24 protein-coding genes and 2 tRNA genes are annotated in these 25,543 nt (G+C 44.9%); 10 read left to right on the forward strand and 16 right to left on the reverse strand.

Annotation, left to right across the window (positions count from 1 at the left end):
* Positions 1 to 31 precede the first annotated feature (31 nt).
* From L3C95_RS05195 to L3C95_RS05215, 5 genes are all read right to left on the reverse strand, one after another.
* Positions 32 to 103 (reverse strand) — tRNA-Arg (locus tag L3C95_RS05195).
* 60 nt (positions 104 to 163) lie between these two features.
* Positions 164 to 1,972: an AMP-dependent synthetase/ligase gene (locus L3C95_RS05200; RefSeq protein ID WP_236385711.1), complete on the reverse strand. Its 1,809-nt coding sequence runs from the start codon at positions 1,970 to 1,972 to the stop codon at positions 164 to 166.
* A gap of 66 nt (positions 1,973 to 2,038) precedes the next feature.
* Entirely contained in the window at positions 2,039 to 2,329 is a 291-nt protein-coding gene (locus L3C95_RS05205; protein WP_236385712.1) for a 2TM domain-containing protein, read from the reverse strand.
* Between the two features lie 375 nt (positions 2,330 to 2,704).
* Positions 2,705 to 3,937 carry an MFS transporter gene (locus L3C95_RS05210; RefSeq protein WP_236385713.1) on the reverse strand — a complete coding sequence of 411 codons (1,233 nt, stop codon included), beginning with the start codon at positions 3,935 to 3,937 and terminating at the stop codon, positions 2,705 to 2,707.
* A gap of 6 nt (positions 3,938 to 3,943) precedes the next feature.
* Complete coding sequence (locus tag L3C95_RS05215) at positions 3,944 to 4,618, reverse strand: FadR/GntR family transcriptional regulator (protein ID WP_236385714.1); 675 nt, start codon at positions 4,616 to 4,618, stop codon at positions 3,944 to 3,946.
* A gap of 156 nt (positions 4,619 to 4,774) precedes the next feature.
* Here L3C95_RS05215 and L3C95_RS05220 point away from each other — a divergent pair, with 156 nt between their 5' ends.
* The 4 genes from L3C95_RS05220 (at position 4,775) to L3C95_RS05235 (ending at position 6,649) form a co-directional block, all read left to right on the forward strand.
* On the forward strand, positions 4,775 to 5,425 hold the full coding sequence (locus L3C95_RS05220; protein ID WP_236385715.1) for a tetratricopeptide repeat protein: 651 nt from the start codon (positions 4,775 to 4,777) through the stop codon (positions 5,423 to 5,425).
* Positions 5,426 to 5,564: 139 nt separating this feature from the next.
* Positions 5,565 to 6,140, forward strand: a complete 576-nt coding sequence (locus tag L3C95_RS05225; RefSeq protein ID WP_236385716.1) for a MarC family protein — start codon at positions 5,565 to 5,567, stop codon at positions 6,138 to 6,140.
* Positions 6,141 to 6,224: 84 nt separating this feature from the next.
* Positions 6,225 to 6,296, forward strand: a tRNA-Arg gene (locus L3C95_RS05230).
* Positions 6,297 to 6,421: 125 nt separating this feature from the next.
* The gene (locus L3C95_RS05235; protein ID WP_236385717.1) at positions 6,422 to 6,649 is read left to right on the forward strand and encodes a DUF433 domain-containing protein; all 228 of its coding nucleotides are present in this window, start codon (positions 6,422 to 6,424) and stop codon (positions 6,647 to 6,649) included.
* Between the two features lie 95 nt (positions 6,650 to 6,744).
* Here the strand turns inward: L3C95_RS05235 and L3C95_RS05240 are convergent, their stop codons facing one another.
* Positions 6,745 to 7,659 carry a glycosyltransferase family 2 protein gene (locus L3C95_RS05240; protein WP_236385718.1) on the reverse strand — a complete coding sequence of 305 codons (915 nt, stop codon included), beginning with the start codon at positions 7,657 to 7,659 and terminating at the stop codon, positions 6,745 to 6,747.
* Between the two features lie 177 nt (positions 7,660 to 7,836).
* Positions 7,837 to 8,376, reverse strand: coding sequence for an SRPBCC family protein (locus L3C95_RS05245; protein WP_236385719.1), 540 nt, complete (start codon positions 8,374 to 8,376; stop codon positions 7,837 to 7,839).
* A gap of 600 nt (positions 8,377 to 8,976) precedes the next feature.
* On the opposite strand from L3C95_RS05245, the gene L3C95_RS05250 reads away from it, so the two are divergent.
* The 3 genes from L3C95_RS05250 to L3C95_RS05260 are packed head-to-tail and all read left to right on the forward strand — an operon-like array spanning position 8,977 to position 14,485.
* Entirely contained in the window at positions 8,977 to 10,446 is a 1,470-nt protein-coding gene (locus L3C95_RS05250; protein ID WP_236385720.1) for a DUF3375 domain-containing protein, read from the forward strand.
* 14 nt (positions 10,447 to 10,460) lie between these two features.
* Positions 10,461 to 11,054, forward strand: coding sequence for a DUF4194 domain-containing protein (locus tag L3C95_RS05255; RefSeq protein ID WP_236385721.1), 594 nt, complete (start codon positions 10,461 to 10,463; stop codon positions 11,052 to 11,054).
* A gap of 29 nt (positions 11,055 to 11,083) precedes the next feature.
* Positions 11,084 to 14,485, forward strand: a complete 3,402-nt coding sequence (locus L3C95_RS05260) for an ATP-binding protein (RefSeq protein ID WP_236385722.1) — start codon at positions 11,084 to 11,086, stop codon at positions 14,483 to 14,485.
* 74 nt (positions 14,486 to 14,559) lie between these two features.
* On the opposite strand, the gene L3C95_RS05265 is transcribed toward L3C95_RS05260, so the two are convergent.
* Entirely contained in the window at positions 14,560 to 15,720 is a 1,161-nt protein-coding gene (locus L3C95_RS05265; protein ID WP_236385723.1) for an iron-containing alcohol dehydrogenase, read from the reverse strand.
* Positions 15,721 to 16,120: 400 nt separating this feature from the next.
* On the opposite strand from L3C95_RS05265, the gene L3C95_RS05270 reads away from it, so the two are divergent.
* Positions 16,121 to 16,483: a hypothetical protein gene (locus tag L3C95_RS05270; protein WP_236385724.1), complete on the forward strand. Its 363-nt coding sequence runs from the start codon at positions 16,121 to 16,123 to the stop codon at positions 16,481 to 16,483.
* 14 nt (positions 16,484 to 16,497) lie between these two features.
* On the opposite strand, the gene L3C95_RS05275 is transcribed toward L3C95_RS05270, so the two are convergent.
* The 7 genes from L3C95_RS05275 to L3C95_RS05305 all read right to left on the reverse strand — a co-directional run bounded on the left by L3C95_RS05275 (position 16,498) and on the right by L3C95_RS05305 (position 22,335).
* Positions 16,498 to 17,115, reverse strand: a complete 618-nt coding sequence (locus L3C95_RS05275; protein ID WP_236385726.1) for a hypothetical protein — start codon at positions 17,113 to 17,115, stop codon at positions 16,498 to 16,500.
* A gap of 54 nt (positions 17,116 to 17,169) precedes the next feature.
* Positions 17,170 to 17,904: a carboxypeptidase-like regulatory domain-containing protein gene (locus L3C95_RS05280; RefSeq protein WP_236385728.1), complete on the reverse strand. Its 735-nt coding sequence runs from the start codon at positions 17,902 to 17,904 to the stop codon at positions 17,170 to 17,172.
* A 66-nt stretch (positions 17,905 to 17,970) separates the two neighbouring features.
* A complete protein-coding gene (locus L3C95_RS05285) occupies positions 17,971 to 18,717 on the reverse strand; it encodes a carboxypeptidase-like regulatory domain-containing protein (RefSeq protein WP_236385730.1) in 747 nt (248 codons plus the stop codon).
* A 47-nt stretch (positions 18,718 to 18,764) separates the two neighbouring features.
* A complete protein-coding gene (locus tag L3C95_RS05290; RefSeq protein ID WP_236385732.1) occupies positions 18,765 to 19,355 on the reverse strand; it encodes a carboxypeptidase-like regulatory domain-containing protein in 591 nt (196 codons plus the stop codon).
* A gap of 236 nt (positions 19,356 to 19,591) precedes the next feature.
* A complete protein-coding gene (locus tag L3C95_RS05295; RefSeq protein ID WP_236385733.1) occupies positions 19,592 to 20,341 on the reverse strand; it encodes a carboxypeptidase-like regulatory domain-containing protein in 750 nt (249 codons plus the stop codon).
* 23 nt (positions 20,342 to 20,364) lie between these two features.
* Positions 20,365 to 21,117, reverse strand: coding sequence for a carboxypeptidase-like regulatory domain-containing protein (locus L3C95_RS05300; protein WP_236385735.1), 753 nt, complete (start codon positions 21,115 to 21,117; stop codon positions 20,365 to 20,367).
* A 90-nt stretch (positions 21,118 to 21,207) separates the two neighbouring features.
* Positions 21,208 to 22,335, reverse strand: a complete 1,128-nt coding sequence (locus L3C95_RS05305; RefSeq protein WP_236385736.1) for an alpha/beta hydrolase — start codon at positions 22,333 to 22,335, stop codon at positions 21,208 to 21,210.
* A gap of 204 nt (positions 22,336 to 22,539) precedes the next feature.
* On the opposite strand from L3C95_RS05305, the gene L3C95_RS05310 reads away from it, so the two are divergent.
* Positions 22,540 to 22,908, forward strand: coding sequence for a winged helix-turn-helix transcriptional regulator (locus tag L3C95_RS05310; protein WP_236385737.1), 369 nt, complete (start codon positions 22,540 to 22,542; stop codon positions 22,906 to 22,908).
* A 76-nt stretch (positions 22,909 to 22,984) separates the two neighbouring features.
* Positions 22,985 to 24,802 (forward strand): serine hydrolase, encoded by a 1,818-nt coding sequence (locus tag L3C95_RS05315; RefSeq protein ID WP_236385738.1) that lies wholly within the window; start codon positions 22,985 to 22,987, stop codon positions 24,800 to 24,802.
* A gap of 71 nt (positions 24,803 to 24,873) precedes the next feature.
* Here the strand turns inward: L3C95_RS05315 and L3C95_RS05320 are convergent, their stop codons facing one another.
* The gene (locus tag L3C95_RS05320; protein WP_236385739.1) at positions 24,874 to 25,536 is read right to left on the reverse strand and encodes a YceI family protein; all 663 of its coding nucleotides are present in this window, start codon (positions 25,534 to 25,536) and stop codon (positions 24,874 to 24,876) included.
* Between the last annotated feature and the right edge of the window lie 7 nt (positions 25,537 to 25,543).

The raw sequence follows: 25,543 nt of genomic DNA on the forward strand, positions 1-25,543 counted from the left end.
AAAAGCCAGCATCACTGCTGACTTTTCTTCGTAGCCCGGACAAGAATCGAACTTGTATCTAAAGTTTAGGAAACTTCTATTCTATCCATTGAACTACCGGGCCATAGGGCATGAACCCTAAAGTGGAGTGCAAAAGTAAACGTTTTTTACATATTTCGAGCATTTAGCTCAAAATTTGCCCGCTCACAGTGCTATTGTAAATTTTCTCAATCTGTTGCTCGTATTTCTGGGTGATCACTTTCCGCTTTACTTTAAGGGTAGGGGAGAGCTCTCCGTTGGCGATTGTCCATTCCCTGGGCAGCAGTTCAAATTTCTTGATCTGCTCTATATGGCTGAAATACTGATTATACTTCTCAACGACCTGTTGATAAAGTTGCTGGATATCATCGTTTTGCAGCAGTTCTTCATGAGAAGAGGTATGAAGGCCTTTTTTTGCAGCCCAGCTCTCCAGTTGCGTGAAAGAGGGAACGATCAGGGCGGCGGTAAATTTACGTCCTTCACCTACCACCATGATCTGCTCAATAAAGGGCGATTCCTTGAATTTATTCTCGATAGGCTGCGGAGCCACGAATTTTCCTCCGGAGGTCTTAAACAGCTCCTTTTTACGGTCTGTGATCTTCAGGAACTTATTGTTGACGAGTACGCCAATATCGCCGGTGTGGAACCAGCCGTTTGTGATCGCATCGGCGGTCAGGTCCGGGCGTTTGTAATATCCGAGTGTAATGTTAGGTCCTTTACAAAGGATCTCGCCATCTTCTGCTATTTTAACTTCCACATTACTGATGAGCGGGCCTACCGTTCCAAACATACGGTCTTTAACATTTACACGGTTAACACTGATCACGGGTGATGTTTCAGTAAGGCCATAGCCCTCGAGAATGGGGATATTGGCAGCAGTGAATATTTTCAGTAACCTCACCTGGCAGGCAGCAGAGCCAACAACAACAGCGTCGATATTGCCTCCCAGCGCTTCCCGCCATTTCTTGAACACAAGTTTATTGGCAATAGACAACTGGAAGTTATACCACCAGCCCATGGATTTATTGATCTCATATTTCTTGCCCAGTTCTACAGACCAGAAGAAAAGAGCGCGTTTGATACCCTTTAATTCCAGTCCTTTGGACATGATCTTTTCATATACTTTTTCGAGCAGCCGAGGTACCGTAGTAAAGATGCTTGGCTTCACCTCACGCAGGTTGTCGGCGATGGTTTCCATACTTTCGGCATAGTAAATAGGTACTCCTGCAGTAAGGTATACATAGGTTACCATACGTTCGAAAACATGATTGAGCGGTAGGAAGCTGAGTGCTCTGGCCTCCTGGCTTACAGGCAGATAAGGTATACATGCCATCACATTGCTCATAATATTCCTGTGATTCAGCATGACACCTTTAGGTGTGCCGGTAGTGCCCGAAGTATAGATGATAGTAGCCAGTTGTTCAGGATCGATTTTTTCCCTGATTACCTTTATCCTTTCAATATCCTCCTGTTTAGCCATATCCGGGATCTCGCTCCAGTGGCGGCAGCCTGGTATTTTGGTAAAGGAAAAGATCTCTTTGAGGTGGGATAATTTATGACGGATAGGTGCGATCTTGTCAAGTATATCCTGGCCGCTTATGAAAAGAATGGAAGCGCCTGAATCATTCAGAATGAACTCCGTTTCGTGTTCGCTGATTGTCGGATATAATGGCGCCAGCACAGCCCCGGCCTGTTGGCAGGCAAGATCTGTCAGCATCCATTCCGGACGGTTAGGGGATACTATTGCAATCTTGTCTGAGCCTTCAGGAGTGGTGTCTCCTTTGCCTATACCAAGTTGTAGCAGCCCTGCACTAAAGCGGAGTGTAAGATCGGCTACTTCCTGTGTGCTGTATTTTTTCCAGACATTGTTTTCTTTTCCTACCAGCATGTCTGACTTTGGGAAGTTCTTAAGCTGGTGCTCGATAACGTCAAATAATCTGCGTGGCTGCTCCATATTGTAGATCTGGCTTACGTGGTGTACCTCTTATAAAGGTAGTGGAATTTATAGAAGTGCGGAGTTTTATACGCCCCTGCGTTGCTTTTCTGCCTGAAGCTTTTCATACTCTTTTACTGCATCTCCGAATGGATCGCGATGCCAGGCGTTAAAATACTGGAACGCCAGTGCAAGCCCCCAGCCAATTCCCGGCCATACAGGCCATGGAGTGCCACCGTGCCCATAGGCTCCTGTAGCCAGCCAGATTGCCCAGAAGAATGCATTCGTAACGAGGTAAATGATAAGTGACGTTTTGAATTTCGCTCTTGACTGGGCGATTTTCCAAAGTCGTTCATCACGTTGAGAAGTTGTTTCCATATGTATGAGATTTAAGCCCCGACTAAATATAATAATTTTTCCTGAATAGTATTGCTGGGTTGGGATAGAAGCCAGACAAATAAAAAAGGAGGCAAAAACATTGTCCAGCCTGGAACTGCAATGTTATTTCAGCAGCACTATATAATTTTGGTTAACGACCTGATGGACAGACTGCTTAACGCGATACAAAATATTTCACCCGGCATTCCACGAATCACATATAAACATATTGGTTAAACTTCATTGCATATACATACTAAAGATTGTGTCTTAATGGTTATTTAATTGATGAAACCCAGAGCGTTTTATCTAATAATGCACTCACCAGTCCCTGGTGACAAAATCCTTTTGCCGACAGGGACCGGTGAGCTGGTTTTATTTCGATTTACCTGAACGTTCCACATCAGGAAGCAGGCCTGTAAGTAAGCCTATTAGCGGCAGATAAGCACATACGTCAAATACATAGGCAATGCTGGTCTTGTCGGCCAGTTTTCCCAGTAAGGCAGACCCGATGCCGCCCATCCCAAATGCAAGCCCGAAGAACAATCCGGCGATCATACCTACTTTGCCTGGCACTAATTCCTGTGCATAAACAAGAATGGCTGAGAAAGCAGATGACAGGATCACGCCAATAAATACACTAAGTACAGATGTCCAGAACAGGTTAGCATGTGGCAATAACAGTGAGAACGGTGCTACTCCCAATATCGATATCCAGATCACATACTTTCTTCCTATACGGTCGCCCACTGGTCCGCCGATGAAAGTACCTGCAGCAATTGCAAAAAGGAAGATAAAGAGATACACCTGCGCAGCTGATACCGACACATGGAATTTATCAATGAGGTAAAATGTATAATAAGTGGTCATACTGGCCATGTAAAAGTATTTGGAGAAGATCAGCACCAGCAATATGCTCAGTGCAAAAATGACTTTACCCCTGGATAGCTGTACATGTGCTGATGTACCCGCACCTTTCGATTTACTGCGGATGCGATGTGTATTGTTTTTATACCATGCCCCGATATTGATCATCACAACTATGGCCAGCAACGCTGCCAGTGAGAACCAGCTGATGCTGGACTGACCTTTTGGTACAATGATCATGGCTGCGAGCAGTGGCCCCAGAGAGCTACCTGCATTTCCTCCCAGTTGAAAAAGCGATTGTGCCATACCATGCCTGCCACCGGAAGCCATATAGGCCAGGCGGGAAGCTTCTGGATGGAAAATGGAAGAGCCTACGCCAACCAAAGCCACCGACAATAAAACCAGGTAAAAATGGTGTGCCTGGGAAAGACTGATCAGTCCCACTAAGGTAAAGCCCATGCCAATGGCAAGTGAATAGGGCTTCGGATTTTTGTCAGTATAAAACCCTACTAACGGTTGCAGCAGGGACGCTGTCAGCTGATAAGAGAGCGTGATCAGTCCTATCTGGCTGAAAGAGAGTTGAAGGGAATCTTTAACGATCGGATAGATGGCAGGTATCAGTGACTGTATAGTGTCATTGATCATGTGGGAGAAGCTGAGCGCGATCAGAATAGAAAATACGGTATTCTGCGCGGCCTGCTGTGCCTGCGCTTTAGCGGTTTCCTGTAATGTTTTTTCCATGACTGTTTACTTTGCTGGCTCGTCGTTTTTATGTTGGGTAATACGTTGGGCCCATTGCCAGGCTTTCTGTGCATCCTGGGCAATGATGCTATTTAAAAGGTTCTTATGCAGATGCTGGGTCTCTCTAAAGCTTTCAGCGTTTTTGAACTGTGCTATAAAGTGATTTTTCAGGTGATGCGCCACCGTTTTATAGAGGTCGGTCAGGATGCTATTGCCTGACGCTTCCGCAATGGCGACGTGGAAACTTATATCAGCCTCAATGGCGCTGGCTGTATCATCAGCAATGGCAGCTTCCTTCCTCTTTTTCAGATAAGCCTCCATTTTATCGATATCTTCCGCCGTTCTGTTCACAGCAGCCTTCTGTGCTATCTTCATTTCCAGCAGCTGGCGAACTTCATCGATGTCGTCCACAGCGGCCCGTTTTATCCGTTGAGGAAAAGGCTCTTCAATACCAGTACTGGCCTCTACAAAGGTGCCCAGCCCCTGTTGTACACGTAGTACGCCACTGTTGGCCAGGATGCGCACTGCTTCCCTTATGGATGAACGGCCCACGCCGTAGGCCTGCATCAAAGCTGGCTCTGTCGGTAATTTCTCTCCTGGTTTATACGTCCCGAGAGATATCTGCTCCTGTAACCGCTGGGCCACTTCGTCGGCGAGGCTGTTTCTCTTAATAGATGTCATAAGTTAGTCGTCATATCATCTGATGATTCAAAGGTAAGGAATCTCCCGGTTTCCTCACATCTTTTTTTATTTATCTTTGCGCCTCTTAGAAGAAATAAGCTATAAAACGTGCAACTTTGTAACGGGTTCCACGAGATTTTAAAACAAGACTAACAAATGAAAGCATTTAACTTTTTTATTCTATATCGTCTGCCATTGGGTATTATCTTCCTGTTAGGTGGTGTTGCACTGGGAATCACCGTAGGCTGGTGGGAAGCTGCTATCGTACTGCTGATCGGTGTGGTATGCCTGGTTACACACTTCATGTTCGGTCCTATGAGGCTGGTACAGGAAGCGGTGGAAGCTGGTGATATTGATAAGGCGATGGGAATGATGAACAAGATCGCTTTCCCTAAACTGCTGTACAAGCCGATCCGCTCTGTGTACTACTTCATGCAGAGTAATATGGCAATGTATAATAAGGACCTGGACAAGGCAGAAGCGACTATCCGCCAGAGTATCAAATCCGGTAGTCCGATGAAGGAATACGAAGGCATGCAATACTTCCAGCTGGGTACCATCGCTTACCAGAAAAACGACATGAAGGAAGCTGACCAGAACCTGAAGAAAGCGGTTAGAATGGGGCTGCCTGACAAAGAAAATACAGCTGCTGCACTGCTTACTCTTGCTTCTATTGCCATGAGCCGCAGGGACTTTAAAACAGCAAAAGATTACTTCCGCAGAGCTAAGGCACAAAAGCCGACCACTGCGCAGATAGTAAGCCAGATAAAAGAAATGGACAAATACATCTCCCGTATGCCCGGTTGATGGACCTGCTTATACCAGAAAGGCGTCCTGTTCCTGCAGGGCGCCTTTTTTATTGCCGCAATTATTTGTATCTATTATACTATATTCAAATATGTAGTAACCAATTAAACCTTATTTTTGTCCAAAACACACTCATCCTATGTTCGGTTTGTTCAGTTTTGACCAGATTCTGGCTATTACCTTCACTCTTTTCGCAGTTATTGATATTGTTGGATCTATTCCCGTACTGATTTCCCTGAAGGAAAAGCTGGGCCATATCGACTCAGGAAAGGCTACTATTGCCTCAGGGTTTTTGATGATACTGTTCCTGCTGGTTGGAGAGCCATTCCTGAACCTCTTGAGCGTGGATGTTCACTCCTTTGCGGTAGCAGGTTCCATTGTGATCTTTGTAATTGGTCTGGAAATGATCCTGGGAGTGGAGTTTTTCAAAAGTGAGAAAGATACCAAAACAGGTAGCCTGATCCCGATTGCCTTTCCGCTGATAGCTGGTTCAGGTACCCTGACTACCATTATGTCGCTCAAAGCCAACTACGAAGAAACGAATATCCTGGCGGGCATCCTTCTGAACCTGGTGATCATCTATATCGTACTGCGCTCTCTGAGCTGGATAGAACGCATCCTGGGTAAAGCGGGCCTGATGGTGGTACGTAAGTTCTTTGGCGTGATCCTGCTGGCTATTGCCGTGAAGATCTTCAAGAGCAACCTGAATATGTGATTGAAAATAAGTAGAGGGGCTTTTGTAATTGATCGCTAAATACATTAGTTTTGCCTTCCTTTCCTGGTGAACAGGATGGCTTCCGGCCTCGTAGTACAATGGATAGTATAAGAGTTTCCGAAGCTCCAGATACAGGTTCGATTCCTGTCGAGGCTACTTAAAAGTCTTGTAATTAATTGGTTACAAGACTTTTTTTATTCTCATCACATTTTCTGTTGGTCTACTCAAAATTTGTAAATTTGAACATGTTAACCTTGATGTAGATTTATTAATGTTATTTTATGGATTACAAAGAGTATATAGAGTCTAACGCTGATATTATGCTAGGTAAGCCTGTTGTAAAAGGTACCAGGATTACTGTAGGGCTGATATTGCAGAGATTATCAGAAGGCGCTTCTATACAAGATCTTATTGAAGCTTATCCCCATCTTTCTATAGTGTCTATTAATGCTGCTCTAGCTTATGCATCGGATGTTATCTCTAATGAAACAGTAATTGCTGTTGCATGATATTGGCAGATGAAAACATCCATAGCTTTATTATTAAAACCTTGCGAGATGAGGGTTTTGAGGTTGTTTGTTAGGCAATCATCTTACTCCTTACATTACCCCAGTGTCTTCATTTTGAAGAACATCTTCATACAAAACAAGACCTTGCGGAATTCATTCCTTTTCTTCATTGCCAGGAAATAGCGTCTGTATTTAAGATACAGTTGCATACGTTTAAAATTATTCGCGAGCGAATAACTTTTATAGCTGTCATGCAACTGCTGGAAGACCTTTCTTTCCTTGTCAAATGCCGGCGGACAGGCATCACGGTACATCTGGTAGACAGTCCGCATCTCCCGTATTTTTGCTTTCTGGTCAACCGCTTTGCCGGTAACATTTGAGCGGTGTTGTCTCCATTGAACAAAAGCCGTGTTGATATATTGGATCTCACCATAGAAAGTGGCGAAAAAAGGCAGCCAGAGGTCATACGGTATGACATTGGGATAAGGCATGGCCGCAACTGCAATTGACCTTTTCATGATGAGTGAATGTCCCGCTATGCAGTCGTCTGAAGTGAAATAAAGGCAATTGTCAAAGGTCGTCTGGTTTTTAAGTTCAGAATGTTTCTTCAGTGGCTGAAGATCTTCTGTTACCAGCTGGGAGTCGCTGTAGATCATAGGATGATCGCCTATGGCGTTCATCAACTGCGTTGTCTTTTCAGGCGCCCATATGTCGTCCTGGTCAGAGAAGGAAATGAATTCCCCTACAGCCACGCTTACCGCCTTCTCAAAGTTTTTAGTATAACCAAGATTCGACGCATTCCGGAATACACGAATATGGCTATGCCTGGCAGCATATCTTTCGAGAATTTCAACAGTATTGTCCTTACTGCAATCATCTACGGCCACAATCTCAATATTGGGATAGGTTTGCGCAAGCAGCGAATCCAATTGTGCTTCCAGGAACTTTGCCCCATTATAGGTAGCCATCACTATCGATACAAGAGGAAGCGGTTTTATTTCGCCAGACATAGAAAAAAAGTACTGTTAAAAAAGCCGGTACCCCGGTTCAGCGGCGTAAAAGTATTGATATTATTCAGATTTGCATAGAATAGGGTACAAACCGCTGCTAAAACAGCCTCTTCCGTATACAAAAAAAGCGCTGAGGATAGATCTTGCTATCCTCAGCGCTCATATTCAGTTCGCTAATTATTTCTCCAGGTTCGATTTCAGGTTTTTGAGCCCGGTCTGCAGGTCATCTCCGATCATTTTTTCAAAGTCCATGAATAACAGCATCAGGTTCATCGGATAATTCATATGCCCGTCAAATCCCCATTTTACCTTAGTTTCTGTTGGGGAAACGGATTCAGTCTGCATATACGCCTGTTCGGTAGATTCAAAGGGTTTAATGAACCGTAATTCAAAATCAACCCTTTCGCCGTCGGCGATCTTTTTGATCTCCTGTTCGCCTTTACCTACGTCCTTTTTATCGCTGTCCCAGGCGGAAACAAAACCGACAGTGCCATCGGTACCTGTATATGTCTTTTTCATTGCAGGGTCCATCATGACCCATTTACTGTAATTGTCCTGGTTTTTCAGGAACTTGATGTAGTCAAAAACCTCCTGTTTCGGTTTATTGATCACTATTTCCCGTTCAACGGCATAGCGTTTTTTAGTGACGGCAGCAGCGATGAGTGCAATAGCGACCAGTACGACGATGACCAGCAGGATTTTCTTTAATGCTTTCATGTAAGTAGGTTTAAGTGACGGAAACGGCCTTTTAAGCCTTTTGATTTGTATTCAACAATGTAAAGTAGGAATTGTTTTTGGCGAAGTTAATCCTCGTCCTGCCATCGTATGCACATAATAGTGTACGGATATGTGGCACAGACTGCTTGTCCATCTTGTCTGGCAGGTTTCCACCTCTTCATTTTCATGAACTCGTTGCGGAGCGTGTCCCGCAAACTGCCGGGGATTCGGTCATCTGTGATAATAACGTCCGTCACCACGCCCTGCTTGTTGATATAAAGCGTTGCTCCCCGGAAACTCGGTATCGGATATTCATGAATCTTTTTGTAATAAGCAGATATTAACGGTATGATCTTCTCTCCTGCATGTTTCATAATGCCCTCGTCTCCACCCGGATATGCGGGAGCGACTTCGGTAAAACTGTAATAAGTTGCACATCGGGACTGGCAGAAGGCCCCCATTTGAACTCCTGATAGTAGTAAGCAAGTAGCAAGTAACGATTTCATAGTCAGCGGATACGCCAAATTACAACTTTCCATTATCCACATCCGTTCTCAAATCCATTTTTTTTCTCCAACTTACAGGCCTTTGGGGATTTTTATGAATAAAGACGATCTATATTGGTTAATATCCACCTCGCCAGCTATACAGATGTTGCGGTTGCGTAATACGCACTGGATCTTACCCTTCTTATATGGTGTTTTTAAAGAGGAGAACAGGTTTTCTATTTCTGAGGTACAGCTGGTACGCCTGCTGGCCGAAACCCTGAGCCAACAGGATGATGGAACCGAAGACCTGGAAGAAGCAAAGATCAACTTTGGAGAAGATGAGGAAACCCGCAGCCGTAAATATATTCTGAACTGGGTACAGAAAAGGCTCCTGCAGGATCTCCCGGATGCAGAAGGAAATACCCAGTACCAGCTCAGCGCCTACACCGAGAAGGTGTTCCAGTGGATGCAGACCTTACAACTACGCCAGCACGTAGGTACGGAAAGCCGTTTTAAACTGTTATTCAACTCCTTACGGGATATCGTAGAGAATACGGAAGACGACAGGGCCAAGAAACTTGAAATACTGAAAAATAAACGGGCCGATATCGATAAAGAGATCAAAGCCCTGGAATTAGGTATCGTGCCGGACAGGTATAACAATGCCCAGGTGGAAGAGCGTCTGGAGCTGTTTACCCGCTTGTGTTATGAGTTGATCAGCGATTTCCGGGAGGTGGAAGATAATTTCAAAGCTATCCACCGCACTATCGTAGAACAGCATACCAAGGCTGAACAGAGCAAAGGTGCTATTATCGGCTTTGCCTTTGAAGCCTATGACTCCCTCCGCAATAGTAACCAGGGTAAGAGCTTCTATGCTTTCTGGGACTTCCTGATTTCCCGTGCAGGCCAGGAAGAATGGCGGCAGCTCACAGACCAGCTGTTGCACACCATGACAGAAAGAAAGATCAGCGGCGACGAGCAATTCCTGCAGAATATCAAATCCATGCTGCTCCAGCAGGGTAAAACTGTATATGATGCCAATGATAAAATGGCGGAAAAGCTTAGCCGGATCATCTCCGAGAAAGAAATAGCCAGACATAGACGCCTGCGTAAGCAGATCAACAACATCAAGGAATTTGTCTTCGACCTGATCGAAGAAGATGACAATATTGATTGTGGCATTACATTGGATGATAGCGTAGGCATCAGGATGGTAATGGAGAAGAAACTGGCGCTGGAACAGAAGAAAGCAACTGTCGAGGTAAAACAACCGGCAAATGCTACCGAGCAGATTGAAGACATTACAAGGTTCAGCAGGTTGCTGAATACATCCTTCATCAGCCGGAAACAGCTATGGGAAAAAGTGGAACATGCGCTGAAAGATAAGCAGACGGCTACGCTGAAAGAGGTGCTGGAACATTCTCCACTGGAGAACGGCCTGGCAGAGATCATCAGCTATTACGATTTCCTGCGAGAGAAAGCCAGTCGTGCATATATCGTGAAAAACACGACGGAGCTGATCCCACTGAATGCAGAACAAACAAAATTTGTGGAGGTTCCCTATTTATTATTTGGTAAATAACAGAGCGGATTATTATGAGCACATCGAAAATATTACCTTATGCATCAGTGGTCGTAAAACTGCTGAAAGGCCCGGTGGAATACGTGGAGAAAGGCGCCTGGGAGAAATTGCTGCAATACAAGGTCGAACTGACCGGTTTCCTGCAACAACTGGGATTGCTCCTGGTACTGGACGAACAGGATGGATACGCTTTTGTGAAACATGCACTTTCAGAAGATGATGAAGCATATGTAAGCTGGACACAAAGACGTTCTTTCAGTTACGAAGAAAGTATTATGCTGGTGCTGCTGCGCGAAATGATGGCCGAATTTGAGATCAGTGAATCTGCTTCCCGTGAACTCATCAAAAAACGCCGGGAAATAAAAGAATACGCGGAGCTTTTCTTCAAGGAAGGCGCCAGCCGTATCAAATTCCTGAAAGAAATAGACAGGTTAATAGACAAAGTAGAAGAAAGTGGTTTCCTGCATAAAATGGAAAACCATGAAGTAATAGACGAGCAGAAGTTCAGGATAAGAAAAATTATCAAAGCAAAAGTGGACAGTGAAGCGCTGGACAATTTTCAGCAGCAGCTGATGGCACATGCCGGAGGCGTCGAAGCGGCTGAATAACATACCTGTAAAAACCTTTTATTAGCACAATGCAGTTAAACGTTTTTAGTACTGATAATCACAAGAGTGGATTCCGCCTGCAATACCTGGAAGTATTCAACTGGGGTACATTCGACGAACATATACATAGCATCAAACCTAACGGTGACACCAGCCTGCTGACAGGCGCCAATGGTAGTGGCAAGACCACTTTCATCGACGCCCTGCTCACATTGATGGTACCGGAAAAGAAATATCGTTTCTATAACCAGAGTAGTGGTAGTGAGAAGAAGGGCGACAGAACAGAAGATTCCTATGTGCTGGGCGGATATGGAATGGTCAATAACGAAGCGACTGGTGTAACCAAAACCCTTTACCTGAGAGAGAACAAGGAAGACGCCTACAGCATCCTGCTGGCCAACTTTGCGAATGAGGCTGATCAGGCGGTGACGCTCTTTCAGGTAAGGTATTTTGTGAACGGCGATATGCGTAAGATCTTCGGTGTGGCCCACCGCGCTATGCATATTGCTGATGATTTCAGCCCCTTCGACCTGGGTGGCAACTGGCGGCGCCGCATCGACCAGTTGTACAATAGAGGCGGTCGCAGGCAGGTGGAATGGTTTGATGCCGCCAGCAAGTATGCACAGCGTATGGTAGATGCTCTGGGCATGCAGAGCATACAGGCATTACAGCTGTTCAACCAAACCGTGGGTATCAAAGTATTGGGTAACCTGGATGACTTCATCCGTACCAACATGCTGGAACCGCGCAATATGGAAGAGCAGTTCCAGGAGTTGAAGAAACACCTCACTACCTTGCTCGATGCGCAGCGCAACATTGAAAAAGCAGAAGAACAGATCCGCTTGCTGGAGCCTGTAAAAGAGCATTATGAGAACTTCTCTTCCTATCAAACCACCATCACCCAACTGAAACAGGAGTTGAACACTGCTACTATCTGGAACAGCTTTACACGCAATCAACTGTTGACGCAAGCCCTGTTTGAACGCAGACAGGAGGTGCAGGGGCTGCTGAAGAAGATAGAGGAAGCAAAGATCAATATGGCTGACCTGCTGGAACAGGAACGTACTACCCTGAACCTGCTGGAGCAGAATAAAGCCGGACAGCGTTTACAGCAACTGGAAAAAGAGATCCAGGAGCTGGAGAAGAAGCGCGTGGAAACAGAAGAGAACCTGAAAGAGTTTTCCGCCTGGTGTGAAACTTTACACCTGAAGGAAAACGATATGAACGATGAAGCTACCTATCAGCGGATACTGAAAGAGGTGCATCGTAGTTCGCTGAAACTGGAAACAGAACAGCGCCTTAACGAGGAAGATGAATACAGTGCCAAGCGGGTAAAAGAGCGTGCGGAGAGTGAAAAGGAAACGCTGGAGAAAGAGATAGAAATGTTGCATCAATCACGCAACAACATCCCTTCCCACCTGGTAGCACTGCGTAAAGAGATCTGTAATAATCTGAAGATCGATGTGAGTGAAATACTGTTCGCCGGAGAACTGATTCAGGTGAAAGCAGAAGAGATTGAATGGCAGCCTGCTCTTGAAAAGCTGCTGCACTCTTTCTCACTGCGTCTGCTGGTGCCTGAGAAGCACTACAAGAAGGTTACTTCTTACGTGAACAATAATAACCTGCGTACGCGCCTGATATATTATCAGATCAAGGAATCTGCATTGACGCTCTATCCGGAAGATGATACCGTATATCATAAACTTGATTTCCATCCCGATCATAAATTAAGTCCCTGGGTACAACAACAGATCATCCAGCAGTTCAGTTATGTGTGCGTGAACGATGAGAAAGCGCTCCAACGTCACGATATGGCGATCACTGTGGAAGGTTTGATCAAGAACCGCGACAGGCATGAAAAGGACGATAGAAGCAATAGTAATGATGCTTCGCGTTATGTGATGGGTTGGAACAACGAGCGTAAGAAAGATGCGCTGATATCCAAAAGGAACAAGCTGAATGAAGCGATCATCTCATCCAACGAAATATTACAAACCTGCAAGTCAAGGTCCGGACGTTTGCAGAAACAATTCTATGCAATTGGACGTCTGAAAGAACATAAAGGATTTGATGAAATTAACGTTGCTAAGATCCAGAAGAATATCCGTAAGGCACAGGAGCAGATAGGTTCATTGACAGATGAAAACCAGGAACTGGATGCACTGAAACAGCAATTGCTGGACATCGAACGACAGAAGGAAGATAACCAGGAAGCACAGGCAATGCTCATCAGGAATGAAGCGCTCGAACAGCGTAACATTGCTGATATGGAGGAAGAACAACAGGCTATGCAGCATTTGTTACAGCATATCACGGAAGCTGATAAGGATGAACTGCTCAACTTCCAGCAGCAGCATAGTCACCTGTTAGGTAACGTGACATTAGACAATATTGCCGGCATCTATAAATCACTCCGTGAGAATAAGGAACAGGATCTTAAACTGGCAGAAGACGCCCGTCACAAAGAAGAGGTGATGCTGAACAGAAGCATCAACCGTCTGAAGAGCCCTTCTGCGGAAGTAATACAGAAATTCCCCGACTGGATAGCTGATGTACAGGCCTTCTCTGATGATGCCGTGCATGCTACAGAATATATCGAATGGCTGAATAAGCTGACCACCGATAACTTGCCGGGATTCAAGAAGGACTTTGAAAGTTATATCAACGTTACCATCACTTACAAGATTGGTGGCCTGAATGAGGAAATGGAGAAGTGGGAGCGTGATATCTCCAATACGATCCAGAAACTGAACCATTCTCTGAGCGGTATCAACTTCAACCGTCTTCCTGATACATATATTCAGCTGGTGAAAAGACCGGTAGCTTCCGGTTCTGAAGCAAGGGAATTTAAGGGACGTTTGCTGGATGCCTTACCGCAGGCGGCCAACTGGCAGCAGAGTACCTTTGAAGAGAAGGCGCAGCATTTCCGTGAAAAAGTGCAGCCATTGATTGCTGCTTTGGATGAGAGTGAGGCATACCGCGCCCGTGTACTGGATGCGCGTAACTGGTTTGAGTTCTGGGCAGATGAGCGTTTCCGGGAAACGAATGAGTCTAAGAAGATATACAGGCAGATGGGACAGTTGTCGGGTGGTGAGAAAGCCCAGCTGACCTACACCATTCTCTGTAGTGCTATCGCGTACCAGTTTGGTATTACCAGGGAAGGAAAGAATGCACGTAGTTTGCGGTTCATTGCCGTGGATGAGAGCTTCAGCAACCAGGATGAGGAGAAAGCAACTTACCTGATGGAGCTTTGTAAACAGCTGCACCTGCAGTTGCTGGTAGTAACGCCGAGCGACAAGATCCAGATAGTACAGAACTTCATCGCACATGTGCACCTGGTGCAGCGTGTGAACGGCCGTCACAGTGTCTTGTATAATATGACGGTGAAAGAACTGCAGGATAAAATGGAGGACACTGGAGTAGCGGTTTGATACACCAAGCTATAAACTTTAACTCCGTCAGCCATCTTTCTTGGAAGGAATGCTGACGGAGTTTTTATTTTCACTTAATAACTCATTTCAACGATCTTCTCAACGTCAGCAGGTGTTAATGACTTTCTTTCTCCCAGGCCGTTCCAGCCTCTTTCTGTGAATCTCCGGGAGATGATCTGAGCCGTTCCTTCATACAATCCGGTGTACTCAGACAGTCTTGTATTTATGTCGAGGGAGTGAAAGAACTCTTCTGTCATCCTTATGCCGGCGGTGGCCTGTTCTTCCAGGCTCATGGCCGTTACATTCCAGACACGTTCGGCGTATTGGGCCAGTTTTTCTTTTTTACCTTCGAAGTTGTAGCGATAATGGGAGGGTGCAATAATAGCCAGTGTCCGGGCATGATCTATTCCGAACATGGCGGTCAATTCATGTCCCATAGCATGAATAGCCCAATCCGTAGGCACTCCTTTCTGTATCAGACCGTTGAGGGCCATGGTGCAACTCCACATAAAATTGGCCGCTGCCTCGTAATCAGCAGGATCTCTTATGACCCTTGGGGCTACCTCTATGAGTGTTTGCATGATACTTTCCGCGATCCTGTCCTGCAACATGGCCCCGGCAGGGTAGGTCATATATTGCTCCAGTACATGGGTGAAGGCATCTGTGATGCCATTGGCCAGCTGACGTTTAGGAATGGAAGCCACCACCTGTGGATCCAGGACAGAGAACTGCGGAAATAGTCCCAGGCCACCCATGGAGAATTTCTCCTGTGTCTCCTTCCTGCTGATCACCGCGCCGGAATTCATTTCTGAGCCTGTAGCCGGCAATGTCAGCACGGTGCCGAATGGCAATCCTTTTTTAGTGACGATCTTTTGGGTAAGTATGTCCCATGGATTGTCGCCTTCATAAAGGGCAGCAGACGAAAGGAATTTCACACCATCAATAACAGAGCCACCGCCGACTGCCAGCATAAAGTCGATCTTTTCTTCTTTGATCACTTTGAGGGCCTTCAGTAATACCTCATATTCCGGATTGGCGGGAATGCCACTGAATTCCAATACGGTAAATCCCTGTAGGGCATCTTTCACCTGATCATAAATACCATTCTGTTTAATACTACCTCCGCCATAAAGCATCAATAGTTTTGCTCCGGCAGGGATTTCCTTGCGGAGATTGGCAATCTGTCCTTTGCCAAATAAGATCTTCGTTGGGTTCCTGAATTCAAAATTTAACATGATGATGCTGTTTGTTAAGGTGTATATATAGCTCTTCCTGATACAAAGTAAATGTAAAACCATGCGCATTATGATTAACATGCTACCATAATAAATAGTTGAAGCGGGATGGAAATAGGGGATTGGCCTGTCCAAAATATGACAGAATGACGAGAAATACATGTTTGACATCGTCAATCATGAGGGTGTCGCTTGAAGAAATGCTACTTTGCTATTAGTTGATTATTAATCAGATAAAATATTGACTTAATCAATTATGTGTCAGTGTGTGCCTCCGCTACTCATCTTCCTGCAAGAGCGCAGTTTTGACAGGTTCCGCCGTATGAAGCATGCTCCCGATTTTAGCAAAACTTTAGATTTAACAGTTCTATCTTGTGCCTGAAAACAGGATATAAGAACTATGATCAGAGCATATAAGCTATACACAGGCGAAGACGGACATTCTCATTTTACAGCAGGGACAGTAACACACCGGGATGTAAAAGATGCAGATTCTATCATGTTCAACGAAACAGCCCCTCGTTCTACCTATGACTGGCACCCTGCGCCAACCACTCAATATGTCATTACTTTATCCGGCACTTTATTATTTGAGACTTATCTGGGCGAGCAGTTTACCCTGAGACCCGGCGATGTGCTGATTGCTATGGATACATATGGCACTGGCCATAAGTGGGAACTGATCGATGATGATCCGTGGAGGAGAGTGTATGTGACTTTTAAGGAAGGAGTGGAAATTAATTTTGTGCCGGACGGGAAGTGATTGGTGTCGGGCTATCAAAAGAAGTCAATTATGCTCGTTTTAACCGATTGAAAAAGGCTTTCTTCTCTTAGTATTTTGATTCCCGGTATCATTGCACCTCCCAGTATTATGCGCACGCAGTTGGAATCAGGCGTTGGTTTAGAGACAGTCGATAAAGGGATAGCCGACAAAGTATCTGAGACCTTAGGTTGACAATTTCCGCTTGCATTTATTGGCGAGATTTCGAGTCTTTTGAACGATGAAGCATTTGAACTGGCAATGCTGGTGCCTTTGTCAGCGTTTTTCTCCGGAGCAGCCGGGGCTTTGCTCGTCTTTTTTTGCGCGCGGGCTGAAGGTATCATAATCGTCAGTGCCGTTACAAATGTGATGATTGCCGCAAAAGGCTTATGAAAGCGTTTGTTTGCGACAGGAGGTAGTAGCGGCCTGTCTAATTGCGTAGATACAAAGCGACCACAAACATTATCCTTTCTATTATTGAAGAATGAAATGATCTCCTGATCACTTATACCGGCGAAATCAATCACTGTTTTTTGACAATTTTCACAGAATCTACCTTGCTCAGTAGGCGTCATTTCATTCCATGATTTATGACACGGCTTTGGGATGGATATGACGAATGGTTTTTTTTTCATAAATAAAATTAATGATTAGCGCATTTAAATGTCCATCTATAATTAGTAAGTCGGTCAGTCAAATAGCATCCCTACTTTATTTTTTAACCGTTCCCATAAAGTCACTTTTCTTGACACAATTATTCCCAAGGGCCTTATAAAGCCCTGAGGTATGTCATGTAGTCTTGTCATTTGAATGTGATGCACATTGTTGGTTAATGGAACAGTAAGTTCTTTGGTTATAAAATTGACATGCGACACCTGCAATGTAATGTGTTTTTCGGTAAGTGAATCAGGAACCTTCAACTCAAATTTGCCTGAACTATCTGTTTTCGTTCCAATTTTGTATCCCTTTATTATGACAGTTGCTGCAGGAAGAACGGAGTTGTCTGTGCTGTCTATTACTATACCAATTATGTTATTCTGTATGGTATCTGGCTGTTGTGGAGCTAATGTTATGTCTGATTTGTTTGCCATCAACGCTATTTTCTCCTGTATGCTTTGAGCCCGAGTGGGAGGAATGGAGAAGGCCAGCGCCGCTATCAGGGCTGCTGATGGCACCATGGGGGGCCGACGGCGACTATCCTGTATATTGATCTGCCGGTTCAGTTGTTCCTCTGAAAAGCGGCCACAAACCGGCTCCTTTTTATTATTAAGATGCGAAATGATTTGTCTATCGCTCATGCGGGAAAAATCGATTATTGTTTTATGGCAGCTCCGGCAGAACCTACCTTGCTCTGCAGGTGTCATTTCTTCCCAGGATTCATGACAAGGCTTCGGAAGCGATATAATAATTGGGGCTTCTTTCATATTAACATCAACAGTAAACGCAACTAAATGTTTACATGTTAATGAATGAATGACGTTGCATTGACGTCAACGGAATAAATTGCTCACTTTATATTTAAAACGCTGCCAGGCGTTAGGTTTCTGAGTCAGCGGCATCGCTTCTATGTGGGCAACTGCTCCCATAAACGTTGCATCTCTCAGTGCGGGGTTACTGATTTGCAATGGAAACTCCAGGTATCTGGTATCATTCACTGAAACGACAAATTCCTTTGAAACATCCTCACCGAGTCTTACTTTCAGCGTAACTGGTTTGTCTTTGCAGTTCTCAGGAATTTGGAGCTCGAACTTTCCAGCGCTGTCTGTTAAGGTATATGGTTCTTGCCCTTTTAGTATGATGATTGCTCCCGGAACAACAGCTTTACTTATACTGTCTATCACAATGCCTCTTATACGTGGCAGGGTATCTGTTTGCTGAGGTGTTATACCTGATCTCTCAGGGGCCAGTTGTATTTTCTCTGCTTTGCTTTTAGCCTCCACAGTCGGAATAGCGATGCTCAACGCCGCAACCATAGCAGCTATTGATGCGAAAGGTTGCTTCTTTGAGTTAGCAGGCATGCTCAGCTCTTTGTTTAATTGATCTGCGTGAAAGCGTCCGCAAACTTTACCTCGTCTACTTTTGAGATATGAAATGATCTGCTGATTGCTCATGCCTGAGAAATCAGTTACTGTCTTCTGACAGCTTTGACAGAACCTGCCTTTATCTGCGGGTGTCATCGCATCCCATGATTCATGGCAGGGGGTAGGGATGGATATAATGACTGAAGATTTTTTCATTGACTAATATGTGTTAAATCATATTGAGTTTGTAAGCTCGATTTGTCTTAGCGGAATAGACGGATTATTTTGTGCCTGATACGGTATGACAGCGGTGCTCTTTTGATCCCGCCTCTCACATTGGCTTCCATAGTAACACACACTAGTGGGCTATCTGCTGTGTCTACATTCGCTGTTAGTGAGACAATGACTTCCTGCGTTTGAAAACCAACATATGAAATAATCAATTTGACCGTTTGCTCCGTAAAACCTGAAGGAATGTTTAGTTCAAATCTACCTGAATCGTCGGTAGCAGTGCCTACCAAAAGTGTATCTAATTTTACGCTGGCGCCGATAAGAATGTCTCCGGTATGATCATTTACGATGCCTGTTATCTGTGATAGCCTGGCCGTGTGTTGTTGTGATGATATTGTTGTATCAGATCTGTCAGGAGATACGTATATTTTCTCCACCTTGCTTCTGGCTACGGATGGTACAGATATGGTGAGCGCCGCCACAATTGCTGCAATAGATATGAACGGTTTCCTGCCTGTGTCATCAGACGCTCTGATCTCCCTGTTCAGTTGCGCCTGACTAAAGTTGCCGCAAACGTTATCCCTGTTAGTGTTGAGGAAAGAAATGATTTCTTTATCACTCATGTTCGAAAAATCAGTTACTACCTTCTTGCAGCTTTGACAGAACTTACCTTTATCTGCGGGTGTCATCGCTTCCCATGATACATGGCAAGGTATAGGAATGGATAGTATACATGAAGAATTTTTCATATCAAAATAGTAGTCAAAGCTGAGCTTTATGAATAAATAAAGAGTTGCGGTTTAGGTCTTTCACCAAAGAGCTGTCTGTATAGCTGTTATATTGATTTCGTGTTAGAGTATTAACTAAAAATACCTCTCATGGCGCTATTGAATTTCCCCCATAAGGACTGGCCTTTTTTATCATCGGTATTGAAATGGATACCATATTGGCCATACCTGGTCTTATCTTCATTAAGACGTATATCAAGTGGTTTGAGATCCTTTTGTAACAGCACTTTTATACTTCGCTTTTCATAACCGATAAAGCTTACCTCAAGTGTTATGACCTTTCTCTTGAAATCATCAGGTATCCGTAGTGTGAATTTTCCGGATTGATCTGTTACTGTTCCAATAGGTCTGTCTTTTATTTTTATAGTTGCGTATGGCAGTGGCAGACCATCCTTATCTGCTTTTACTATTCCTGAAATGAAACCTGCTGAGCCCTCAGCTTTGACATTGCCTGGTGCGGGCTTGTTCTCTTGATCTGCTGTCTGCTCTATTTTATTCATTGATGTTGCAGCTTTCACAGATGGCATTGTAATGGTCAATGCAGCAATAACAGCGGCAACGGATATAAAAGGTTTGCGACGCTTTTCAGGAAGCGGTACACTAATTACCCTGTTTAACTGACTGGCAGTAAAGCGCCCGCATGCACTAGCCTGTTTACTCTTCAGTAACTCAATGATCTGTGCGTCACTTAATGCTGAGAAGTCGGTCACTGTTTTTTGACAACGCTGACAGAATCGTCCTTTATCAACGGACGTCATTTCATTCCATGATTCATGGCAGGGCTGCGGTATTGAAAGGATGATTGATGTTTGTGTTTTCATACAAGTAATATTTAAGGGATAGCTTATCTGAAGAGAGATTTTATATTTAGTCTTTCCCAGAAAGACCGTTTTCTTGTAACCACAGGCACACTCAATATTCTGGTGTCGGGTTCCAGATATACCTCAATATGGTGGTTTTCCTCTGATAGCGATAAGCAGAATGTCTGCGCTTCAAAACCTATATAGGCAACTTTTAGTAAAAGCGTATCTTTTGTATATGTGATTGGTACCGTCAATCTGAACTTCCCGGTTACATCTGTCAATGTACCGATCCTTTCATTTGCTGGCAGTGTCATTACTGTAACCGCAGGAAGGGCTTCCTTGTTTGAACTATAGACAAATCCAATAATCGTCCTGAGAGCGTTTGTCCTGCTCAAAACCGTCGGCGTATCTGTTGGTTGTCTTATCAGAGGAGCTATACCTGCATCTTTTTCACCTGCCGGATGCGGTACAGTCTGCGATACACGCTGTGCCCTGGCTGACGGCAGAAAAAAATACAGTGCCGAAACAAGAGCGGCAATGGGAATGAATGGTGTGCGTTTTTGGTCTGCTATTGCAAATTCCCTGTTTAGTTGCTGTGGATAAAACCTGCCACATACCTGTCCCTGTGTGCCGTTAATAACCTCAACGACCTGCCTGTCACCCATTGCTGAAAAGTCGATCACTGTTTTCTGACAGTTAAGGCAAAAGCGCCCTTTTTCGGTGGGCGTCATTTCTTCCCAGTTCTCAGAACAGGGTTGGGGAAGTGTCAGGGTAAAAGGACGGTTTCGTTTCATAGCTATAGGATGCGCATAAACGTCAAATTGCATAAAAGTACTATAAAAAAAGTCCGGGAACTTTTCCCGGACTTCTCAAATATCTAAATCTCAGCGCGTCACATTCCGCAGGAACCTCTCCACCGCATAAGTAGACAACTGTCCTCCCGGGCCTTTCAGGTTGTAATCAAATCCATGTGTGGCCCAGGGGAGGGACAGGAAGAAATGTTTAACACCATTGACCTTCAATTTTTTATTAAGCCGGATACTGTGCTCATAAGCCACCAGTACGTCGTTCTCTCCATGTATAATGAGCGTAGGCACCGCATGTCTGTCCGCAAACTCTATTGGCGAACTGGCGGCATAATTGGCAGGAACGGCGTTATAAGTCCCTCCCAGGTAGTTCTCTAAAACTTTACGCGAATCCATCACCCAGGGATTGGCTGGTAATGAATATCCCCACACCATATCCGCCGGGCCATAGAAATCAATGACGCCTTTCAGGCCTGGTACTTTTTGCCGGTATGCCGCCAGTAGTGCGATCTGTGCTCCGGCGGAACGGCCCAGCAGCACAAAGTTGCTGGTGTCTATCTGAAGGGCTGTCGCATGTTCGCGGAGGTAATCCAAGGCTGCGTATACGTCCTCTATAGGTGTCGGACAACGATAAGCAGGGGCCAGCCGGTAGTTAACAGACGCTACATGGTAGCCCGCATGTGCCATGTAATTATTCAGTTCGGGTAATTGTTTGCTATCGCCACTGCTCCAGGAGCCTCCATGTATAACGATCACACAGGGACGCAGGCCCGCCTGTTGCGCAGGATAAAAATCCAGTGTGGAAGAAGGCAGATCGTCCTTGCGATAAGGGAGCGTTTTCGACGCAACCGGCTGCTGCGGATAGTCTGTCAGCATGGTCAGAAAACTAAACGGCGGTGTACCGCTGTCATGATCATTTTCCCCCAGGGCTTTATCCATTGCCACAGGCAGGTCTTTTGCAATTATATAAGCCCTGAAAATCGGGGAAAGGAGTATCAAAAGGGTGATGATTCCCAGCATGGTACCTGCCAGCTGGTATTTGGCGGTAAGAAATCCCGCCACCAGCAACACAAAGGTGATTGTGATAAATACCCATGCAAATTCGGCCACACCAATTGCCAGCAACCATAAGTGATAGGTAGGCGCTCTAAAGACGGCTAAAAGGGATACCAGGAAAGTGATAAAAATTAACGTCAAACGGATCATATTCAATTTTTGCTGCACAGATAATGCCTGCCTGCTATTCCTTCCGGAACAAGGGCCTAAGGGCCGCTTTATTGTCAGGGTATGCTGTTTTGGGTAAAGATACGAATGAAGCGTCTTCAGGCCGTCTGCCATCCATCCAAAACCGCTTTGACTTCTAAGACAATCGCAGTAAATTGAGGGAATCGTATCAAAAATTGTGTGTATATGGCTGAAAGAAAAACGAATTCATCAAACTTCCAGAACCAGTCTTACCTGGAAAGTAAATGTCCGCTGAATGAGCTACTGTTTACAATGAGCCGTCGGTGGACTACAGACGTCCTCTTTTGCATAGAGGAAGGTAATAACCGTTTTTCCGGTATCCGTGAAGAGCTGGCCTACATTACCGATCATATTTTATCAGACAGGCTGAAAACCCTGGAGAAAAGCGGATTAATTACCCGTCATCAGTTCCCGGGAATGCCCCCCAAAGTGACCTACGCACTGACCGAACATGGTGTTGAACTGTGTAATCTGTTGAGTAAACTATGCGATTTTTCACATCTGATTTATGAAGACAAGGCCGTGTCTGCCTGAGCAGCTGGCATCCACGTTATGAAGAACTACGGATTTAAGTAATCTTTTGTTACTTTAGGCTAACTAAACACCCAAAATGAAAAAAGTTAGCCTGTATCTAAGCCTCTTGCTGGCCTCCCTGTACGCCAGCGCTCAAACTATTGATAAACAGCAGCAACAACGTTTTGCCGGTATAGACAAGATCGTGGAGAAGGTATTGCAGGACTGGCATGCCGCCGGTGTGGCCATCGCCGTCGTGGAGAAAGATAAGATCATCTATTCCAAAGGCTTCGGCTACCGGGATTATGAGAAAAAACTGCCCGTTACGCCCAATACCGTTTTTGCTATCGGCTCCTGTACCAAAGCCTTTACTTCCGGCCTGCTCGGTGTATTACGGCAGGAGGGGAAGCTGGACTTTGAAACCCCGGTACGTCAGTATCTCCCGGAACTGGTATTCAACAATGACGATCTGAATGCGCATGTCACCCTGCGTGATATGATGTGTCATCGTACGGGCTTGTCCCGCTATGACCTGTCATGGTACCTGTTCGGCCCTTCCTCGCGCGATTCCCTTTTGTACCGCATCCGGTATATGGTGCCGAATGAACAACTACGGTACAAATGGCAATACAACAATTTCATGTTCATGGCACAAGGTGTTGTGGCTGAAAAGCTGACCGGCAAAAGCTGGGAGGAAAATATCAAAACACGCTTCTTTGATAGTCTTGGTATGTATCATAGCTCCACTTCCATAGACGGCTTCAAAGTGGAGGATGCCGCGCTGGGATATGATGTCATAAAAGACAGTGTCATTAAAAAGATGCCGTATAAGAACATCAATGTAATAGGTCCTGCCGGCAGTATCAACAGCTGTGTGAATGACATGGCTAAGTGGGTGATGGCCTGGATCAATGGCGGTAAATTATCGGGAAAACAGGTATTGCCTGCGGCTTATGTAACTGAAGCTACCAGCGCACAGATGCCCATTGGTGGTGGACGGCCCGGTAAAGAGCTGCCTGATATATACGGAGGTACTTATGGCCTGGGCTGGAGTATGTCTACCTATCGCGGGCATTACCAGGTGGAACATGGTGGTAATATCGACGGATTTTCCGCCAGTACCTGCTTTTATCCATCAGACAGTATCGGTATTATCATATTGAGCAATCAGAATGGTTCCCGTGTGCCTTATCTTCTCAGAAATATATTCTCAGACAGGTTGCTGGGCGCAAAGTATTTTGCCTGGAATGACACTGCGGTAAAGAAGCTGAATGAAATGAAGGTCAAGCAGAAGGACGTTAAACAGAAAGATACCGTTGTAGCGAAAGTGAAAGGTGCAGATGTAATCCGTGAAGATCTGAAGGATTATGCCGGTAACTATACCAGCAACGCTTTTGGTAAGTTCGAAGTGATTGTACAGAACGATTCATTGTTCGCATTGCTGCCAGATAGCAAGGAGTATCTGAAACACGTGTCCTACGATGTTTTTCAGACATATACCGTAGATAAAGAAACGGGGATTGATAGTACCCAGGGCGGCACAAAAGTAAAGTTTAACGCAGATATCAATGGTGATATCGCCAGTGCAGAAGCTGATCTTAGCGTAAAAGATCCTGTGATATTTAACAGGACAGCAAAAGCCCTGCCTCTTAATAAAGCAACATTACAGAAGTACATCGGTATATATTTGTTCGGTGGGATGGAAGCAACTGTTCATATCAAAGGAGAAGATCAGTTGATGCTGGATGTACCCGGACAAACAGACTACACATTGGTGCCTGTAGAAAAAGATAAATTCAGCCTGAAAGATCTGAAAGGTTTTACAGTAGAATTCAGTGTGAATGAGAAAGGAGAGGTGACCGGTCTGACATCCGTTCAGCCTAATGGCAGGTTCAGGGCGGAGAAGAAGAAATAATAACAGGAAGTAATTATAAATAACAATGCCGCGGAGATCTTCGCGGCATTGTTATTTATAATTACTTCCTGTTATCTCTTCGCTTTCAGCCTGAACTCAATATTCACTGCAGAATTGATCAGCTTATCCTGCATAGACTTGTCGGCCCTGTAGGTCATTCCCCAGAGGGTCCGGTCAATATTGAAATTGGCCATGGCTGTTATCACGCCTTTTTCAAATTTGATGATAGCAGGGAACGAGATGTTTTTAGTGATATTCTTGATGGTCAGATTGCCTTGTATCGTATAATTTGCGTTCTTCATTAATACTTCATTCCCTACAGAAGGAGCAAAATCAGACACACTGGTGATTTCGAAGGTAGCTACCGGGAATTTGGTCACGTCAAAAAACAGCGGACCTTTCAGCTCGTTTTCCAGTTTACGTTTCAGGGTGGTATCTGTTTTAGACAGGTCTATATTTTCGAGGGAATTCATTTTGATAATGATGTTTCCGCCGGTGATAGCAGTGTCTTTCACCAAAAGTTTACCTTCCTGTATCTTAAAAAGGCCAACATGTTTACCGGTAGGCTTGGTGCCTATCCACTGAATTTCGCTGTCAACGGTGTCTACCTGGTATGGGCTTCCTTCGCTCTCTTTTACCGGATGAGCTTCTGTAATGGTTGCTTTATCAGCTTTGGGCGCCTGTTCGCAGGCAGCCACAAAAATGATCAGCACGATGGAAAGTATATATTTCATAAACAAA

It is taken from the genome of Chitinophaga filiformis (assembly GCF_021646545.1).
Lineage (GTDB): Bacteria > Bacteroidota > Bacteroidia > Chitinophagales > Chitinophagaceae > Chitinophaga > Chitinophaga filiformis_A.

What these genes read in the sequence shown, in the direction of transcription:
- L3C95_RS05270 (WP_236385724.1), top strand. Translation starts at nt 16,121, where the DNA reads ATGATCAGAGCATATAAGCTATACACAGGCGAAGACGGACATTCTCAT.
- L3C95_RS05315 (WP_236385738.1), top strand. Translation starts at nt 22,985, where the DNA reads ATGAAAAAAGTTAGCCTGTATCTAAGCCTCTTGCTGGCCTCCCTGTAC.
- L3C95_RS05240 (WP_236385718.1), bottom strand. Translation starts at nt 7,659, where the DNA reads ATGTCTGGCGAAATAAAACCGCTTCCTCTTGTATCGATAGTGATGGCT.
- L3C95_RS05225 (WP_236385716.1), top strand. Translation starts at nt 5,565, where the DNA reads ATGTTCGGTTTGTTCAGTTTTGACCAGATTCTGGCTATTACCTTCACT.
- L3C95_RS05250 (WP_236385720.1), top strand. Translation starts at nt 8,977, where the DNA reads ATGAATAAAGACGATCTATATTGGTTAATATCCACCTCGCCAGCTATA.
- L3C95_RS05300 (WP_236385735.1), bottom strand. Translation starts at nt 21,117, where the DNA reads ATGAAACGAAACCGTCCTTTTACCCTGACACTTCCCCAACCCTGTTCT.
- L3C95_RS05310 (WP_236385737.1), top strand. Translation starts at nt 22,540, where the DNA reads ATGGCTGAAAGAAAAACGAATTCATCAAACTTCCAGAACCAGTCTTAC.
- L3C95_RS05295 (WP_236385733.1), bottom strand. Translation starts at nt 20,341, where the DNA reads ATGAAAACACAAACATCAATCATCCTTTCAATACCGCAGCCCTGCCAT.
- L3C95_RS05285 (WP_236385730.1), bottom strand. Translation starts at nt 18,717, where the DNA reads ATGAAAAAATCTTCAGTCATTATATCCATCCCTACCCCCTGCCATGAA.
- L3C95_RS05265 (WP_236385723.1), bottom strand. Translation starts at nt 15,720, where the DNA reads ATGTTAAATTTTGAATTCAGGAACCCAACGAAGATCTTATTTGGCAAA.
- L3C95_RS05290 (WP_236385732.1), bottom strand. Translation starts at nt 19,355, where the DNA reads ATGAGTGATAAAGAAATCATTTCTTTCCTCAACACTAACAGGGATAAC.
- L3C95_RS05220 (WP_236385715.1), top strand. Translation starts at nt 4,775, where the DNA reads ATGAAAGCATTTAACTTTTTTATTCTATATCGTCTGCCATTGGGTATT.
- L3C95_RS05255 (WP_236385721.1), top strand. Translation starts at nt 10,461, where the DNA reads ATGAGCACATCGAAAATATTACCTTATGCATCAGTGGTCGTAAAACTG.
- L3C95_RS05280 (WP_236385728.1), bottom strand. Translation starts at nt 17,904, where the DNA reads ATGAAAGAAGCCCCAATTATTATATCGCTTCCGAAGCCTTGTCATGAA.
- L3C95_RS05210 (WP_236385713.1), bottom strand. Translation starts at nt 3,937, where the DNA reads ATGGAAAAAACATTACAGGAAACCGCTAAAGCGCAGGCACAGCAGGCC.
- L3C95_RS05305 (WP_236385736.1), bottom strand. Translation starts at nt 22,335, where the DNA reads ATGATCCGTTTGACGTTAATTTTTATCACTTTCCTGGTATCCCTTTTA.
- L3C95_RS05245 (WP_236385719.1), bottom strand. Translation starts at nt 8,376, where the DNA reads ATGAAAGCATTAAAGAAAATCCTGCTGGTCATCGTCGTACTGGTCGCT.
- L3C95_RS05215 (WP_236385714.1), bottom strand. Translation starts at nt 4,618, where the DNA reads ATGACATCTATTAAGAGAAACAGCCTCGCCGACGAAGTGGCCCAGCGG.
- L3C95_RS05200 (WP_236385711.1), bottom strand. Translation starts at nt 1,972, where the DNA reads ATGGAGCAGCCACGCAGATTATTTGACGTTATCGAGCACCAGCTTAAG.
- L3C95_RS05275 (WP_236385726.1), bottom strand. Translation starts at nt 17,115, where the DNA reads ATGAAAAAAAAACCATTCGTCATATCCATCCCAAAGCCGTGTCATAAA.
- L3C95_RS05320 (WP_236385739.1), bottom strand. Translation starts at nt 25,536, where the DNA reads ATGAAATATATACTTTCCATCGTGCTGATCATTTTTGTGGCTGCCTGC.
- L3C95_RS05260 (WP_236385722.1), top strand. Translation starts at nt 11,084, where the DNA reads ATGCAGTTAAACGTTTTTAGTACTGATAATCACAAGAGTGGATTCCGC.
- L3C95_RS05205 (WP_236385712.1), bottom strand. Translation starts at nt 2,329, where the DNA reads ATGGAAACAACTTCTCAACGTGATGAACGACTTTGGAAAATCGCCCAG.
- L3C95_RS05235 (WP_236385717.1), top strand. Translation starts at nt 6,422, where the DNA reads ATGGATTACAAAGAGTATATAGAGTCTAACGCTGATATTATGCTAGGT.